At 66.6% G+C, this 16393-nt stretch carries 14 protein-coding genes; 4 read left to right on the top strand and 10 right to left on the bottom strand.

Translation table 11 applies throughout. The features are described 5' to 3' along the window. Positions 1-25: 25 nt before the first annotated feature. Positions 26-274, bottom strand: a complete 249-nt coding sequence (locus Har1131_RS03090; protein WP_014041566.1) for a glutathione S-transferase N-terminal domain-containing protein — start codon at positions 272-274, stop codon at positions 26-28. A gap of 86 nt (positions 275-360) precedes the next feature. Next, positions 361-912 carry an orotate phosphoribosyltransferase gene (gene pyrE / locus Har1131_RS03085; protein ID WP_014041567.1) on the bottom strand — a complete coding sequence of 184 codons (552 nt, stop codon included), beginning with the start codon at positions 910-912 and terminating at the stop codon, positions 361-363. A gap of 86 nt (positions 913-998) precedes the next feature. Here pyrE and glmM point away from each other — a divergent pair, with 86 nt between their 5' ends. Then, entirely contained in the window at positions 999-2378 is a 1380-nt protein-coding gene (gene glmM, locus Har1131_RS03080) for a phosphoglucosamine mutase (protein WP_023843451.1), read from the top strand. Here the strand turns inward: glmM and Har1131_RS03075 are convergent. The 6 genes from Har1131_RS03075 to Har1131_RS03050 all read right to left on the bottom strand — a co-directional run bounded on the left by Har1131_RS03075 (position 2363) and on the right by Har1131_RS03050 (position 7765). Continuing rightward, positions 2363-3514 (bottom strand): hypothetical protein, encoded by a 1152-nt coding sequence (locus tag Har1131_RS03075; protein WP_151145034.1) that lies wholly within the window; start codon positions 3512-3514, stop codon positions 2363-2365. The two genes, glmM and Har1131_RS03075, sit on opposite strands and share 16 nt — an antisense overlap. Next, positions 3514-3876: a phosphoribosyl-AMP cyclohydrolase gene (gene hisI, locus Har1131_RS03070; RefSeq protein ID WP_050037202.1), complete on the bottom strand. Its 363-nt coding sequence runs from the start codon at positions 3874-3876 to the stop codon at positions 3514-3516. Before hisI ends, Har1131_RS03075 begins: the two co-directional genes overlap by 1 nt. Before the next feature lie 47 nt (positions 3877-3923). Then, positions 3924-4949: an A24 family peptidase gene (locus Har1131_RS03065; protein ID WP_050037203.1), complete on the bottom strand. Its 1026-nt coding sequence runs from the start codon at positions 4947-4949 to the stop codon at positions 3924-3926. Positions 4950-5051: 102 nt separating this feature from the next. Beyond that, a complete protein-coding gene (fer1, locus tag Har1131_RS03060; protein ID WP_004590522.1) occupies positions 5052-5441 on the bottom strand; it encodes a ferredoxin Fer1 in 390 nt (129 codons plus the stop codon). Between the two features lie 125 nt (positions 5442-5566). Further along, on the bottom strand, positions 5567-6775 hold the full coding sequence (locus tag Har1131_RS03055) for an inorganic phosphate transporter (protein WP_014041572.1): 1209 nt from the start codon (positions 6773-6775) through the stop codon (positions 5567-5569). 69 nt (positions 6776-6844) lie between these two features. Next, positions 6845-7765 carry a hypothetical protein gene (locus Har1131_RS03050; RefSeq protein WP_050037204.1) on the bottom strand — a complete coding sequence of 307 codons (921 nt, stop codon included), beginning with the start codon at positions 7763-7765 and terminating at the stop codon, positions 6845-6847. Between the two features lie 110 nt (positions 7766-7875). Here Har1131_RS03050 and hisA point away from each other — a divergent pair, with 110 nt between their 5' ends. Then, a complete protein-coding gene (gene hisA, locus Har1131_RS03045; RefSeq protein ID WP_014041574.1) occupies positions 7876-8610 on the top strand; it encodes a 1-(5-phosphoribosyl)-5-[(5-phosphoribosylamino)methylideneamino]imidazole-4-carboxamide isomerase in 735 nt (244 codons plus the stop codon). Here the strand turns inward: hisA and Har1131_RS03040 are convergent. Further along, positions 8607-12317, bottom strand: coding sequence for a glycoside hydrolase family 97 catalytic domain-containing protein (locus Har1131_RS03040; RefSeq protein ID WP_151145019.1), 3711 nt, complete (start codon positions 12315-12317; stop codon positions 8607-8609). The two genes, hisA and Har1131_RS03040, sit on opposite strands and share 4 nt — an antisense overlap. Before the next feature lie 165 nt (positions 12318-12482). Between Har1131_RS03040 and Har1131_RS03035 the strand changes: the two genes are divergently transcribed. Continuing rightward, the gene (locus Har1131_RS03035; RefSeq protein ID WP_151145016.1) at positions 12483-13085 is read left to right on the top strand and encodes a class I SAM-dependent methyltransferase; all 603 of its coding nucleotides are present in this window, start codon (positions 12483-12485) and stop codon (positions 13083-13085) included. A gap of 7 nt (positions 13086-13092) precedes the next feature. Here the strand turns inward: Har1131_RS03035 and Har1131_RS03030 are convergent, their stop codons facing one another. Then, positions 13093-13485, bottom strand: coding sequence for a nuclear transport factor 2 family protein (locus tag Har1131_RS03030; RefSeq protein ID WP_151145013.1), 393 nt, complete (start codon positions 13483-13485; stop codon positions 13093-13095). Positions 13486-13590: 105 nt separating this feature from the next. Between Har1131_RS03030 and mutS the strand changes: the two genes are divergently transcribed. Continuing rightward, positions 13591-16356: a DNA mismatch repair protein MutS gene (gene mutS / locus Har1131_RS03025; RefSeq protein WP_151145010.1), complete on the top strand. Its 2766-nt coding sequence runs from the start codon at positions 13591-13593 to the stop codon at positions 16354-16356. Positions 16357-16393: the final 37 nt, after the last annotated feature.

The following is a 16393-nucleotide window of genomic DNA, read 5'->3' as shown; positions in this document are numbered from 1 at the left end:
ACGAGAACTACCGTAAGCGCCGAGTCTACTGCCCGTACGTTTCTTCGAGGTACTCGACGATGTCGTCGGATTCAGGCATCCCGTCGACGCCGTTGTCCTCGTCGACGAGGACGGGAACGCCCGTCTGGCCCGAAACCTCCTTCACTTCGGTCCGATCGCCGTGGGACCGCGGGACCATGTGGGATTCGTAGTCGAGGCCCAGCTCGTCGAGTTTCTTGATTACCTTCGCACAGTACGGACAGCCTTCGAGTTCGTAGAGTTCGAGATTAGCCATTTGCACTCGTGGGTAGGCGAGCCAGCGTCAAGAACACATCGGTGGTGTGCTCGTCTCGTGCAGGGCCGAGAGCGTTCCGACCAGCGCTATACGTCGATATCGTCGGGTGCGTCGGCGAGCAGGTCAGAGGCAGTCACGAGCGAGGACAGTTCGAGGTCGTGGTCGGCGAGGTTCTCGCTGGCCCCCTCCTCGCGGTCGACGACGACGAGCACGCGGTTGACGATAGCGCCGGCCTCGCGGAGCGCCTCGGCGGCGTCGACCGCGCTCTGGCCGGTCGTCGCGATGTCTTCGAGGATGATGACCTCCTCGCCGTCGGCCAGATCCCCTTCGATTCGGTTGCCCGTGCCGTACTCCTTTGCCTGCTTGCGGGCGATGACGTAGGGAATGCCCGTCTCGACACTGGTGACCGCGACCAGCGGGACTGCGCCGAGGGCGACGCCGGCGAGCGTGGCGTCCGTGTCCCACTCGGCGATGCGCTCGGCGAAGGCCTCGGCGATGCGGTCCAGACAGTCGGGGTTGGTCTCGAAGACGTACTTGTCGACGTAGTAGTTCGACGTGCCGCCGTGGGAGAGCTCGAACTCCCCGAACTTGACGGCGTCGGCGTCCCGCAGCGCCGCGATGAGGTCGTCGTTTGCCATACGCTCACTGCACGGTCACGGGGCTAATGACTGTTGAATTCGGACAGCGACATTCCTAAGCCCCTCCGCATCAGACACTCGCTCGAATGCAAGTGTTCGGGTCGAGTGGCGTCCGAGGTGTCGCGGGCGATGAGCTGACACCGCGGTACGTCCTTCGGGTTGCACAGGCCGCCGGGGACGTCTGGCGTGACGACCACGACCGCGTCGCGATCGCCCGGGATACGCGGACGACCGGGCGGACGTTTATCAACGCCGCGACAAGCGGGCTGACGGCCGTCGGGTTCGACGTCGACCGCCTCGGCGTCGTGCCGACACCGGGGTTGCAGGCCTACTGCGAGCGTGAGTCGGTCCCGGGCGTGATGATTACCGCGAGTCACAATCCGGCCGCGTACAACGGCGTGAAGCTCATCGGCGCGGACGGCGTCGAACTGACGCGGGACACGCTCGACCACGTCGAGCAGTCCCTCCGGGACGACACCCCGACCTACGCGGACTGGGAGACAGTCGGGTCCGACACCGCCATCGCCAGCGCTCGCCGCCGCTACCGCGAGCAGGTGCTGTCTGCCGTCGACCGCGACCGCATCGCCGACGCCGACCTCACTGTCGTCGTCGACCCCGGCCACGGCGCTGGCTCGCTGACGAGCCCCGACCTGTTCCGCGAACTCGGCTGTGAGGTCCACACCGTCAACACCCAGCCCGACGGCCACTTCCCCGGCCGCGACCCCGAACCCGTCGCCGAGAACCTCGGAGACCTCCGGGCGTTCGTCCGCGCGACCGACGCCGACCTCGGATTCGCCCACGACGGCGACGCCGACCGCGGGATGTTCGTCGACGAGACCGGAACCCATATCGAAGGTGACGCCGCACTGGCCGCGCTCGCGGCGGCGAAAATCGAGTCGGGCGACGGCGTCGTCTCGGCGGTCAACGCCTCCCAGCGGCTGGTCGACGTCGTCGAGGACGCCGGCGCGACCCTCTCGCTCACCCCCATCGGCTCGACGTACATCGTCAGCCGCATCCGCAAACTGCAGGACGAGGGGACCCACGTCGCGATTGCCGGCGAAGGCAACGGCGGCATCCTCTTCCCCGACTACCGCATCGCCAGAGACGGGGCGTTCACCGCCGCGAAGTTCCTCGAACTCGTCGCCGAGCGGCCCGCGAGCGAGGTGGCCGCGGACTACGACGACTACTACAACGTCCGGCGAAACCTCGAATACGAGACCGAAGACGAGCGCGAAGCGATGCTCGAAGGCATCGAGGCCCACGCGAACGACGCGACGGCCGACCTCGACACGACGGACGGCTATCGCCTCGACTACGGCGACGGTTGGGTGCTCGCCCGACCGTCCGGCACGGAGCCCGTCGTCCGGGTCTACGCCGAAGCGCGCACGCTCGACCGCGCCGAAGAGCTGGCCGAAACGATGGTGAGGCGAGCAACCCAGCAGGCTGACACTTACAGCGGCCGATAAATCTCCAGCGCGTCGTCGATAGCTGCCCTGGCCTCGCGGGCGGTCGATAGTTCCTGCTCGACAGCACCGCTTGCCAGCCGTTCACGCTCGGATTCTGTGAGGTCTGCCCGAGCGACAGCGCTCTCGCGAAGCCGCTCGTAGTCATCCCGCTCCGCGAGTCCACGCACCTCCCGTAGCGCCGCGACGACTGACTCGTCGGCGAACCGGGCGACGACCGAGCGGTACTCACGGCAGAACCACGGCAGAGCGTCGGCCGACGGCGGCGGCCAGTCGATCCGCACCGGCTCGGCGTCGAGTCGCCGGAGATACGTCTGCCGGGTGGCGACGGCGCTCCGTAGCGCCGCGGCGTCGTCGACGTAGTGGTCCAGCTTCGAGGCGGAGTAGTCGGCGTACTCCAGTAGTTTCGGAATCGGCTCCCGGCCGGCGTCGTGCTCGCGGACGTAGGTCAGCAGTTCCGCAGGTGGGGACCGGAACTCGACCAGCGGGTACGCGTCCGACCGATCGATAACTGCCAGCGCGTCCTTAGCCGGCGTATTGCGGCGAAACTCGGTGAACGCCTCGGAGACGGCGTCGTTGTAGCGCTCGATGGGGTCACGGAGATGCTCGACCGGGGCATCGAGATCGGCGTCGCCGAGACGCTGGAGGCGTTCCAGGTCGTCGATGCGGTCGCTCAGTTCGTCGCGTCGACGGTTCGCCTCGGTCCGGGCTTTCTTGTACTGCTCGCGTGCGTCGTCGAGTTCGTCGAGTCGCCCGACGAGGTCGCCGATGGGCGACAGCATCTCGCGGGCCTGCTCGAAATCGCCCTCGGTGAGTCGCCGCTGCTGGAGGAAATCGTCGATTTCTTCGAAGGTATCGCGCTCGGGCAGATCCTCGGGGAGATCGTCGGTCAGCGTCCCGACCCGGCCCTGAAACTCCATGAACGCCTCGAAGTCGCCGCCGCCGGTCGCCCGGCCGTCGTAGCTGTCTAGCAGGTTCCACAGCTCGCTGTAGATGTCACGGCAGTCACGCAGCGCGTCGGCACCGACCTCCCCGACACGCGTCTGCGCTCGGTCGTGCGCATCGGCGGCCTGTTCGAGGTTCTCGACGGCGTCGGGGGTTCCTGCACTGCTTTCGATCTCAGTATCGGATCGCGCCATCAGTAGACGTCGTCCGGGTCAAACACTTGCTCACCGACCGTCTCGCCGTCGACAGTCCGGTGGAAACAGGACTCGTAGCCGGTGTGGCACGCCCCGCCGGTCTGGTCGACGACGTACAGCAGCGCGTCCCCGTCGCAGTCGACCCGCACCTCCTCGACGGTCTGGGTGTGGCCGCTCGTGGCCCCCTTGTGCCAGAGTTCGTCGCGGCTCCGCGAGTAGTAGTGGGCCTCCCCCGTCTCTCGGGTCTTCCGCAGCGCTTCCTCGGTGACGTAGGCGAGCATGAGTACCTCGCCGGTGTCGGCGTCCTGTGCGACAGCGGGGATGTACTCCTGCTCGTCGAACGCGAGGTCGACCTCGGTCATACTCGGGCGGAGGCGTGTCCGAAAAATAGGTCTTCTGCTACCGGGGGTCACGCGAGCCCAACAGCCTGCAACAGCGAGAACAGCACGTCGCCGTAGGTGAGCGAGACGACAAGCCCGGCGAACATCGGGACGAGGAACGGAATCCCGGGCGAAATCCACACCTCGTCCTGTTCGGCGAGCACGTCCAGTCCGTCACGGAGCTGGGCCGGCGACGTGCCGTAGGCGGAGTGGTCGATGTCGTCTAAGAACTGCTCTGCACCCCACGGATCGTCGATGTGGTCGGGACGGTCGGTCTCATCGGCCCCGGCGTCACGGTTTGCCGGCTCGTCCACGTCGTCGGCCACCGGGTCGCCGCCGTCGGTCGCCAGCGAGCCGTCGCCGGGGTCGTTCGGGACCGCCGGGATGGAGGTCGGCAGCCGATGCTGCTCGGGATCGGCACGGATGTCAGCAAGCGAGCAGCCGCGCCACTGGAGGTACATCCGGAGGGCGTCGAGGTCGAGGCCGCCGCGGTCGAAGCCGTCGGGGGATTCGAGCAGGCGGCCGTACTCCTCGGTGACGTTGGCGGCGGCGACGGGCCGCCCGATGAACATCGCCAGCGAAAAACGACCACGGGCGAGGTTCCCGGCAGCGACGGCAAGCGGGTAGACGATGCCAGCAAGCACAGTGTTCGAGAGGATCGTCAGCGAGAACACGCCGATAGCGCTCTGCTGGAGCGGGAGCGCGACGCTTGGCATTGGCAGGTAGTACACCGGATAGACGGGAAAGAGGACGGCGACGAGCATGAACGCCTTCGCGTCGGCCCCGCCGAACCCGCCGATGAGCCAGAAACCGTACGACAGCGGAACGACGAAGCCGAGACTGATCGCGACTCTGATGAAGAACAGCCGCTGGCCGACCGCTGTCGGGCCGGCCCAGACGGTGTAGGCGTCCCACAGCAGGAGCACGACCGCCAGCACGGCAAGCGGGGTCCAGGTCCGGTTGGGCACCCGGCGGGTTTTCACGTCGCGGTAGGCCGCCCACCCGAACACCGGGACGGCGACCAGCCGAAGCAGGTCCGGTATCGACCCAAGCACGGCTGTACGCAATACAGGGGTACCCCTAATGGTTCCGATACGACGGCTGTCGAAGGCAGTCGCTGCTGGAAGAAGAAAGTGTAGTGCGCTGCAGGAGCCGCGTTAGATGACGCGGTTCTGCAGGTAGTCGAGGTGCTTGGCGTTGTAGACGATCTTGACCTCGTCGGCGTCCGGGCTGCCGATACAGGTCAGGCGAACGTTTTTGTCTTCGACTTCCTCGTCGCTGAGGATCTGCTGCATGTCCATGTCGATGTCGCCTTCGAGAACGATGGCGGCACAGTTCGCACAGGCACCGGCGCGACACGAGAAGGGCCAGTCGTAGCCCTGCGCCTCGGCGGCTTCCAGGATGTACTCGCCTTCGTTCACCTCGAGGGACCCGTAGTCCTCACCGTCGAGGTCCATATCTGACGCCTCTGCGAAGACGTCGTCGTCGTACATGTCCCAGCCGTTATCGTCCACTACTTCGTAGTTAAGGTACTCTACCGTGGGCATCACCTGATTGGTTCGAACCCCGCCCTGTTAGACTTTGCCCTTCGGTTTTAGGCCGTGCAAAATAATGAGGGACAACGCGGGGATTCGTCGGAAACCGACGACAGCTGTTCGGGACCGATCACCGCTCAGGCAATCGGCAAAAACTTGAATACCAGATACGCCGCGAGCGTCGCGATCGAGGGGACGATGTTCTGAAGGAAAATCACTCTGGCGGTGGTCCCGGGTTCGAACAGGTCCGACGCCGACGGGATGTCCTCCCGCGATTCCTCGCCGATGGGTTCGGTCTCGGCCGGCTTCGGCGTCCCCTTTTTCCCGCCGACAGTCGGCGCATCCGCGGCTTCCGCGTCGGTGGTCAGCGCACCGACAGACGCGACGGGCGTCTCGCCCTGCACAGTGTCGGAGAGGCTCGTCGTTCGCGTTGCACGGCCCCAGCCGAGCCCGACGATGCTCATCGTGGCGATGATGACGAAACTCGCCGGAATACCCAGCGCGGAGAGGAAGGTGACGATGGTGGAGGCAACTGCCGCAACCACGATGGCGGCGACCAGCGGGAGGTCGGTCAGGTCGTTGCCGACCGTGTCCATCGTTCGACGGGCGATGGTAAAGGCACCGAGGCCGATAGCGCCACCGCCGAGCAGGATAGCCGGGTACATATCTAGCGAGCCGTTCCCCACGAGGGGGGCGACGGCGTTGGCGACGTTCGACGCGCCCGCCGAGAAGGCCATGTAACAGCCGATACCGATGACGACGACGGTCCCGACGAACTCACGCGGTGTCGTGTTCTCCCCAAGTGACGGCCGTGGAATCGAACCGGACCGGTCGAAATCCAGTAGCGACCCCTCGCTCTGGGAGACAGCGAACCACTCGACGAGGCGCGGGTAGAAGTACCGGCCGATGACCCCGCTGACCCAGAAGGCGATGATCGGGGAGACGAGCCACCACGAGACGATTTCGAGCATCAGGGCGGCGTTTAGCGTCCCGCGAGCGAGGCCGAGACCGGCGATAGCGCCGACAGCCGTCATCGAGGTCGACGCCGGGACGCCGACCACGTTCGAGAGAAACAGCGCGACACCGATGAAAAACAGCACGACGATGCTGATGAGCGGGGAGAAGGCGGTCTCGACGAGGTCACTCCCGAGGCTTTCGACGACTTCCGGGCCGACGATGAGTCCCCCAGCCAGCGCGAAGATGGTCATCAGGGCCGCCGCGGACAGTTTCGAAAGCGTATCTGACCCGACTGCAGGCCCGAACGCGACACCCGTCGAAGAGCCCCCGATATTGAACCCGACGAAGATAGCCACCAGAACACCGAGGGCAAAGAGAACTTCGACCATACAGGTGCCAGTCCCTCACTGGGTTAAAACGTACCGAACGGGTAATGTGCCAAGCGACGGCGACCGCCGCTACGACGACCGCTCGTCCGAGCCACCGTCGTCGGTGTCAGACTTGCCACCCTCGTCAGCGAGGTGCTCGTCGTCGGCCGGCATCGTCTCCTCGACCTCCGCCGCGGTCTCCTCGACTTCGTTCGCCGTTTCCTTGGCCGCTTCGACCTCGTCGGTGACCGATTCGGCGGTCTGCTTCGCATCGCTGGTCTTGTCTTTGACCTCCGTGGTCTTGTCTTTCACTTCGGTCGTCCTGTCTTTCGCTTCCGTCGCCTTGTCCTTGACTTGGGTCGTCTTGTCTTTCACTTCGGTCGTCTTGTCCTTGACTTGGGTCGTCTTGTCCTTGACCTCGGTCACCTTCTCGGCGGCGTCCTCGTCGCCGGTCTCGGTCGCAGTCTGTTCGACTTCGTCGGCCGTCCGCTCGACTTCGTCCGCGGTCTCCTCGACCTCGTCGACGGTCTCCTCCACTTCGTCCGCTGTCTGCTCGACCTCGCCGGCCGTCTGCTCGACTTCGTCCGCGGTCTGTTCGACATCTTCGGCGGCCTCGTCGACAGTCTCGGCCGCGTTTTCGACCTCGTCGGCGGTCGTCTCCAGTTCCTCGGCTGTCGTTTCCAGTTGCTCGGCGGCCTCTTCGAGTTCAGCGGCCTTCGTGGCGACGTCCTCGTTCGTCCGTTCGAGGACGTTCGCGAGGACGAGGAACTGTAGCAAGCCGACGACGACGAACGCCGAGATGGCGACACTGGCGGCGGTCGCAAGCACCGACACCGTGCCGGCACCGAGCGGGAGAACACCGAACGCGGCCAGCCCCCAGGCCAGCGCCAGGCCGACGGCGACGACCATCACGGCCTGTTCGAAGAGCTGGTACTCGCGTTCGTACGGCCCGAACATGATCGCTTCGAGCCGACGGGCGAGCGGTGTGAGGACGAGTGTAGCAGTAACCATGTCGGACCTTTCCCATCACGGCGTAAAAGGATGGGGGTGGATTTGTGCAGACAGCCGTCCGTACACGGTGGACCGACACGCTTTCGACGGCCGCCGCCGGACCACCGGCCATGTACCCCGAATTCGAGGTCGTCCCCGCGGTCGACATGCAGGACGGACAGGTGGTCCAGCTGGTCGGCGGCGAACGCGGCACCGAAAAAACCTACGGCGATCCGGTCGAGGCCGCACAGCGGTGGGTCGACGCCGGCGCGCGGACGCTCCATCTCGTCGACCTCGACGGCGCGTTCGAGGGCGAGCGACGGAACGCGGCGGCCATCGACGCCGTCCTCGACGCGGTGGGAGCCGACGTGGACGTGCAACTCGGCGGCGGCATCCGAACCGCCGAGGACGCTGTCTCGCTGCTCGACCGCGGGCTTGACCGCGTCATCCTCGGCACGGCGGCCGTCGAAACGCCGGAGATCGTCCGCGAAATCAGCGACGAACACCCCGGTAGTGTGCTCGTGAGCCTCGACGCGAAGGACGGCGAGGTGGTCGTCTCCGGATGGACCGAAGGCACTGGTCTGGACCCCGCCGACGCCGCCGAGCGGTACGCCGACCTCGGGGCCGGCGGCATCCTCTTCACCGACGTGGATGTCGAGGGGCAGCTCGAGGGGGTTCGGACCGACCCGGTTCGCCGACTGGTCGACAGCGTCGACATCCCCGTCGTCGCCAGCGGCGGCGTGGCAACCATCGACGACGTGCTCGCGCTTCGGTCGGCCGGGGCCGCCGCCGTCGTCGTCGGGAGCGCGCTCTACGAGGGGCAGTTCACGCTCGACGCGGCGATTGACGCGCTCGCCGAGGATTAATCGAGCGGGACGAACGGCAGCGTCGCCCGCGAGTCGGCACTGTAGGCCAGCGCGTCGGCCTGACTGACGCTCTCCGGTGTCGTCAGGTCCATAATTCGCGGTGCGTTCTCGACTGCACCGGGCTTGGCACCGCCGAAGACGTAGCCCCCGGCTTCTTCGGCGACTGGCCGGAGCGACCCGCGGTCCTCCGACTGCACCATCGCGACGACTTCGAGGTCCGCCGCGTCCGCGCCGCCGACGGCCTCGCGGTCGAGGCTGAGCGTGACTGTCCCCGCGTCCACGTCGACGGTCTCGCCGAGGGAGACCGCGTCCCCGTCGGCGTCGGTCAGCGTCGCACCGCTGGCGTCGACCGCGCTCTTTGAGAAGCCGCTGATTTCGATGCGGTACTGCCACGGGGCCTCGAAGTCGACGGTCGCGCCGAGGTCGTCGAGGCTGGTCGTCGACCCGCTGTCAGCGCTCGGGTCGCGCAGCCAGAGGACGAACCACTGCGGCGAGAAGCCGCGGCTACTGCCGAAAGCGTTGTAGAGAGTCGCCACCTTGAAGGTGAAGCGATGGAGGCTCGGTGTCTGTTCGACCGTCAGCGACTCCAGGTCGAACGCGCCGTCCTCGAAGTCACCGCTGGTCGGATACGTGTACGCACCTGGGCCGGTGTCGTCGCCGGACGGGTCGGCGAGTTCGGCCACCGTCGCCGGCGGCTTGACCGTCACCGTTCCGCTGGCGAGCGTCGTGCCGTCCGGGAGCGCGACTGACACGTCGTAGTCGCCGGCCGCGTCGATGCTGTAGCCGAACTCGTAGGTGGCGTCGCTTGTGTTGGGCGGGAAGCGGACGTTCGCTGTCCTGACAGTCTCGCCGTCGACGCGGAGCGTCACCGTGGTCCCGCCGATGAACGCCCCGTCGTTGCGCCCAGTGGCCCGGATGAACGGTTCTTGGATGAACACCTCGTCGCCGATGGTGACGTCGAAGTCCTGTGCTGGCCGCTCGTACGCCGGCAGGTCGTTGATATCCTGACCTGTTGCGCGCCGGAAGCGGACAGCCGTCCCGCCGCTGCCGACCATCGACGCGAGCAGGGTCGTCCCCGGTGTGACGACGGCCTCGTCGACGCGAACGTCGGTCAGGTTCTCGTCGTAGGCCGCGTCGATGCCGTCGGAATAGATTTCGGCGACGTACTTCGGGCCGTTAGGGCCGGTACCGTTGCCGCTGGCTTCGTTCGTCCCGTTCTTCTCGCCGTTGTCGTTCCCCGGCCCCTGTCCGTTGCTATCCGAAGCGGGCGAGAGGAACGACAGGGGTACGTCGATGGCGCGGCCGCCCCCGTCAGTCATCGCGCCGAGATACCATTCCTCGCCTTTCTGCCGTGCCGTGACCATGTAATCGCCGATCTCGGCGTCGATGACGCGCGTGTCGTCCCAGCCCGCGGCGGGCACGTCCTCGATAAACTGGAACGCCTCGACGGTCTCGCCGCGGATGGGAGCTGTCTCGGGGTCGGGCATCGGCGCGCCGGTGTCGGTGACGGCGACGGCGTCGAGATTGAGGCCCCCGGTGTCCTCGGCGGTCAGCGAGAGGGCGATTTCGTCCTCGTCGCCGGACAGCGAGACGGTCGTCGAGACGCTCTCCCAGACGTCCCAGTACTCCGTGGGCGGGAACGTGACCTGGCCGGCCGCGGAGCCGTTGACAAGCACCGACGCAGTCCGGTCGGTGTCCGCGCCGATGGCGTTCTCCTCGGCGTCGCTGGCGTACCGGAAGTGAACGTCGTACTCGCCCTCGCCCGCGTCCTCGACGGTCCAGGAGACGGTCGCACCGGGCGCGGCGCTGTTGGGGTCGATGGCGACGTACTGCTCGCCCTGAGCGTTGGCCCAGCGGGCGGCCGTCGAGAAGCCCTCGATGTCGCCCCACTCGGCCTGGGCGACTTCGCCGACGGCGGCCGTCGACGGCTGGTCGGCCAGGTAGGAACTGGGCAGGTCGGCGGCCATCTGGAGGCCGCTGAAGTATGTCGGGTACATCGCCAGTTGCTTGGCGCGCGTGGTCTCGATGCCGCCCGACCCCGAGTCCATGTCGAAGATGCCCGGCGTGTACTCGACCGGCCCGCCCAGCATCCGCGTAAAGGGGAACGTGACGTGGTGTTCGGGGCTCACGTCGCCGAAGGAGTCGTACTCCTGACCTTTGACCCCCTCGCGGGTCATCAGGTTCGGGTAGGTCCGCCGGCGGCCGGTCGGGTGAATCGGCTCGTGTATATCGAGCATCTGTCGATTGGCCGCCGCCGTCTCGGCGACCAGCGTGTGGTGGTTGACCAGTATCTGGTTGTGGTGGCTGTAACGCTCGCCCGCAAGGTCACCGCTGTCGGAGACGTAGCCGTTCTTGATGGTCCGGATTCCGAGGTCATCGTACAACGAAAATGCCTCGTCGAGCTGTGATTCGTAGTTCCGGAAGTCCCCGGCCGTCTCGTTGTGCATCGTCATCTGGGTCGGCGGGTCGAGGCTCGCGCCGTAGTCGGTCACTTCCGCCAGATCGAAGTCCGGATACGGTGTGGAGAAATCGAAACTGCTGCCATCGCCCGGATAGCTCGACCAGCCCTCGTTCCAGCCCTCGACGAGGACGCCGGGGATGTCGTGCTCGCTGGCGAAGTCCATGTACTGCGTGGCGCGGCCGGTCTGTGCGCCGTGGTTGCCGGAGGTCTCCCCGGTGTACTCCCAGTCGGCGCGGCCGGTTATCATCAGCCACCAGACGCCGATGAACTTCTGGGGCTCTATCCAGTCGATGCCCTGCGTGAACACCTCCTCGTCGTAGTCTTCGTTGAGGTTCACCACCAGATTCGACTCGACGAGGTCGCCGGCGCTGGTCCCCACCTGAACTGTTCGCCATGGGGTGACGTGCGGGGCCGACGCCGACACCTTGGTCCCGTCGGGTAGCGGTGCGAGCGTCGACTCGAAGGTCGTGTCGCCGGCGTCCGATGGCGTGAGCGCGAGCGAGGCGTAGTCCGTGAGGTCGGCCTCGTGGACGGCGAGGTGACGGCCGTCGTCGGTTCGCATCGTCATCGGCGTGTGGACGCCGTCGAAGCCAGTGCCGTCGAGTTCGCCGGCCACCTCGCTCAGCGGCGTCTCCTCGTACTCCACCTCGAAGTTGTTGTAGTCGTTGGGAATCCACCACGAGGTGTAGTCCCCGGCGAAATTGTACTCGGTCCGCTCGGATGTGACGACGAACTGGTCGCCGAAGGGCTCCCCGAAGATGAATCGGAAGCCGACGCCGTCGTCGAACACCCGGAAGACGAGCGTCCCGAACCGCTCCGCCCCGGTCGACTCCGCGACCCCCAGCCGGAGTTCCGTGTACCGCTCGGTGATTTCGTCGTAACGGTCCCAGACTGGCGTCCAGGACGTATCGACCTCGGTTCGCTCGCTCCCGGTGACGGCCAGACCCGAACGGAACGGGTCCTGATTCCGGAACTCGAAGCCCAGTTCGGACTCCCCAATGAGCGTCGTCCCGTCGTGTGCGACCTCGTATGTTGCCACACCGTCGCTGACATCGACAGTGAGTGTTACTGCCCCGTTAGGTGACGAGATAGTCTGTGTGGCCGAGTCGTCGCCGTCTGTCACCTGTGCGGCAGCGTCGTCGGAGACGGAGACCGAGAACGCCGACGCGGCCAGCAGCGAACCGACCCCACCGAGGAACTGTCTTCGGCTCGGGTTAGATTTGGGCTGTGATTCTTCTTCAAACATCGAGTCGTTCCTCCCGCGGATAAGTAATAAAAGTTCACCTAGATTGCATACCAGTTGGTCAATGAATCAGTGAACACCATCGGAATATCGCGTTGGAGTCGAAATAGGGAGGTGACTGTGGAGAGGTAGCTGAACGCCTATCCGGCTTGCACACATAGTGTAGACATGGACCGCAACGAGGTGCGCCACGCGTGGGACAGCGTCTCTGAGACCTACGCCGAACGGCGCGACCCGAGCGGGTCGGACGCAGCCCTGCTCGACGACCTGCTTGAACGGCTCCCCGAAACGCCGACAGTCCTCGACGTGGGCTGTGGCGACGGCGCGCGAACGCTTGCGAATCTTCCGTCGAACAGCGTTGGGCTCGATTTCTCGCGTGTGGGCCTGGACCTCGCCGCCGAGACGGTGCCGGACAGCCGTCTCGTTCAGGGGGATATGACGGCGCTTCCGGTTGCGACCGACAGCGTGGACGCCGTCACGGCCTACCACGCCGTCTTTCACGTCCAGCGAGACCAGCACCCGGAAGTCTACCGGGAGTTCGCCCGCGTCCTCCGGCCGGGCGGCACTGTGTTGATGACACTGCCGAGCGGCCAGTTCGAGACCGTCCGGCGCGGCTGGATGGGCGGGTCGATGTTCTTCTCGGCACCGGGTCGGCGGGCGACGCTCGACCAGTTGGCCGACGCCGGCTTCACCGAGACGGAGACGGTCACCGCGACGGACCCCCTCGGGAGCGATAGCGAGTTCGTCTTCGCCACGCTCGCCGACGCGTAGTAACTCACTACTCCCCCAGCTCGTCGGCAGTGCTGACGTGCATCCCCACGAACTGCCACGGGCGGGCCCCGTCTGTGGCCACCAGCGTCCCGCTCCAGCGGGTGTCGTACGCGTGGCGGACTCCATCCTCGGTGTCAGTCCAGCACAGAGTCACGTCGTCGCTGAACCACGCGTAGCCCTCGCGTTCTGTCACCCGGAGCGCATGGCTCTCGACAGTCCAGTCGGCCGTCGTCTCGGTCTGCTCCTGCAGGCCTGCCCTGATGGCGTCGGTCCCGACCAATTGTTCGGAGATTCCGAACTTGACCACCGAGCGGTCTGCGTCATCGGGGAAAAAGGGGCCGAGCGGCTCGCCGGCACGGAGCGCCGCGTAGTAGGCTGCGATAGTCTCGCTGGCGTTCATGCTCGGCCCTACGGCCTGTGGCCCCTTCACTGGCCACGCCGGGCGGCCGCAAAGACGCTCTCCCGACCCGCAATCCTTACGCCGCGGACGGCCACACGGACGTGTATGACAGAGGCGACGGGAATCGTCGGGGAATTCCTCACGCTCAAGGAGGGGACCGACGCGGACCTGCTGGCGATGCAGTGTGGCGACTTCTACGAGTTTTTCGACGAGGACGCCGAGATTGTCGCCGACGAACTCGACCTGAAGGTGAGCCAGAAATCCTCGCATGGCTCGTCGTACCCGATGGCGGGGGTTCCAGTCGACGACCTGACGCCGTACGTCTCCGCGCTGGTCGAGCGGGGCTACCGGGTCGCTATCGCCGACCAGCACGAGACCGAGAACGGCCACGCTCGCGAAATAACGCGGGTCGTGACGCCCGGAACGCATCTGGAGACCGGCGACGAGTCGGCGCAGTACCTCGCCGCGGTGGTTCGGGAGGCCAGCCGAGACGGCGGTGACACCTACGGTATCGCCGCGACGGACGTGACCACGGGCCAGTTTCAGGTCACACAGCTCGACGACGCCGACGCGGGCGAGGCGCTGACGGAACTGTACACGTTCGGGCCGGCCGAGATTCTCCCCGGCCCGGAGCTCCGGAACGACGACGAATTTCTGGACCGCCTGCGCGAGCGGACGGACGCGGCGCTGACGCTGCACGACTCGGCGTCGTTCGAGCCGGGCCGGGCGCGCCACACCGTCCGCGAGCAGTTCGGGAGCGAGACGGTCGATAGCGTCGGTATCGGCGAGCAGAGCGTGGCGGTCCAGGCCGCCGGCGCGGTGCTGTCCTACGTCGAGGACACCGGGGTCGGCACGCTGGCGGCCGTCACGCGGCTGCAGGCCTACGGCGAGCGCGACCACGTCGACCTCGACGCGACGACCCAGCGGAACCTCGAACTCACAGAGACCATGCAGGGCGACAGTTCGGGGTCGCTGTTCGACACTATCGACCACACGGTCACGGCCGCCGGCGGGCGACTGCTCCAGCAGTGGCTCCAGCGGCCCCGGCGAAACCGGACCGAACTCCAGCGCCGGCAGTCCTGCGTGGCGGCGCTGTCGGAGGCGGCGATGGCCCGCGAGCGGATTCGAGAGACGCTGTCGGACGCCTACGACCTCGAACGGCTGGCGGCGCGGGCCACGTCGGGGAGCGCCGACGCGCGGGACCTGCGAGCAGTTCAGGAAACCCTGGCGCTGCTGGGGCAGGTCGCCGACGCCGTCACCGAGACCGAGCGGCTGGCCGAGTCGCCGCTCGCCGACGCGCTCGACGGGGCCGACCGCGAGGCGGCCGACGCGCTGGCCGCGGACCTCGACAGCGCACTGGTCGCTGACCCGCCGGGAACGATCCGGCAGGGCGGACTGTTCAAACGGGGGTACGACGACGACCTCGACGAGATTATCGACGAGCACGAGGCCGCTCTGGAGTGGCTGGAGACGCTGCCGGACCGCGAGAAGGAGCGGACCGGCATCACCCACCTCTCTGTCGACCGGAACAAGACCGACGGCTACTACATCCAGGTCGGCAAGAGCGAGACCGACGCCGTCCCCGAGGAGTACCAGCACATCAAGACGCTGAAAAACTCGAAGCGGTACACGACACCCGAACTCGACGAGAAAGAGCGGGACGTGCTGCGCTTGGAGGAGCGCCGCCACGACATGGAGTACGAGCACTTCCAGCGGCTCCGGGCGCGCGTGGCTGAGCACGCGACGCTACTGCAGGACGTGGGCCGGACGCTGGCGGAACTGGACGCATTCGCGTCACTGGCGGTCCATGCCGTCGAGAACGACTGGACCCGGCCGGCGGTCGTCGACGGCAACGAACTGTCCATCGAGGCCGGCCGTCATCCGGTCGTCGAACAGACCACCGAGTTCGTCCCGAACGATCTCTACATGGACGACGACCGACAGTTCCTCATCGTCACCGGGCCGAACATGAGCGGGAAATCGACGTACATGCGCCAGGCGGCGCTCATCACGCTGCTTGCCCAGGTGGGCAGTTTCGTGCCAGCGCGGTCGGCGACAGTCGGTCTGGTGGACGGCATCTTCACCCGCGTCGGCGCGCTGGACGAACTCGCACAGGGCCGCTCGACGTTCATGGTCGAGATGCAGGAGCTATCCAATATTCTCCACTCGGCCACCGACGAGTCGCTGGTGATTCTGGACGAGGTGGGTCGCGGAACCGCTACCTTCGACGGCATCTCTATCGCCTGGGCGGCGACGGAGTACATCGTCAATTCCATTCAGTCCAAGACGCTGTTTGCCACCCACTACCACGAACTGACGGCGCTGGGCGAGGAACTGCCGACTGTCGAAAACGTCCACGTCGCGGTCGACGGCGAGCCCCGGTCTGCGGGCAGCGACGGCGACGTGACGTTCCTCCGAACGGTCCGGGACGGCCCGACCGACCGCTCCTACGGCGTCCACGTCGCCGACCTCGCCGGCGTCCCCGAGCCAGTCGTCGACCGCTCACAGGCGGTGCTCGACCGACTGCGCGACGACAAGGCTATCGAGATTCGCGGCAGCGAGCAGAACGACGGCGGAACGACACAGGCCGTCTTCGACCTGGATTCGGGGCAGTTCAGGGACGGCGCGGCCGGGTCGGCGGGCACGTCAGCCGATTCGGGGACTGAGCCGGTTGCGGCCGACGGCAATCCCGAACACGCGCCCGGCGAGTCCGCAGCCGAGGGTCCTGCAGGCGACGCGGCTGCAGCGTCGCTCGACCCGGAAACCGAGGCCGTCCTGTCGGAACTGACGGAACTGGACGTCAACGAGACGCCGCCGGTCAAGCTGATGGCGAAGGTACAGGAGTGGCAGGCTGAACTGGACGACGAGTAGCAGACGCCACCCGATTTTCAACGGAGATACTCACGCC

The organism is Haloarcula sp. CBA1131 (genome assembly GCF_008728975.1).
Taxonomy (GTDB): domain Archaea; phylum Halobacteriota; class Halobacteria; order Halobacteriales; family Haloarculaceae; genus Haloarcula; species Haloarcula hispanica.
The sequence above is the reverse complement of the archived record's forward strand: the minus strand, read 5'-3'. Positions and strand labels throughout refer to the sequence as shown.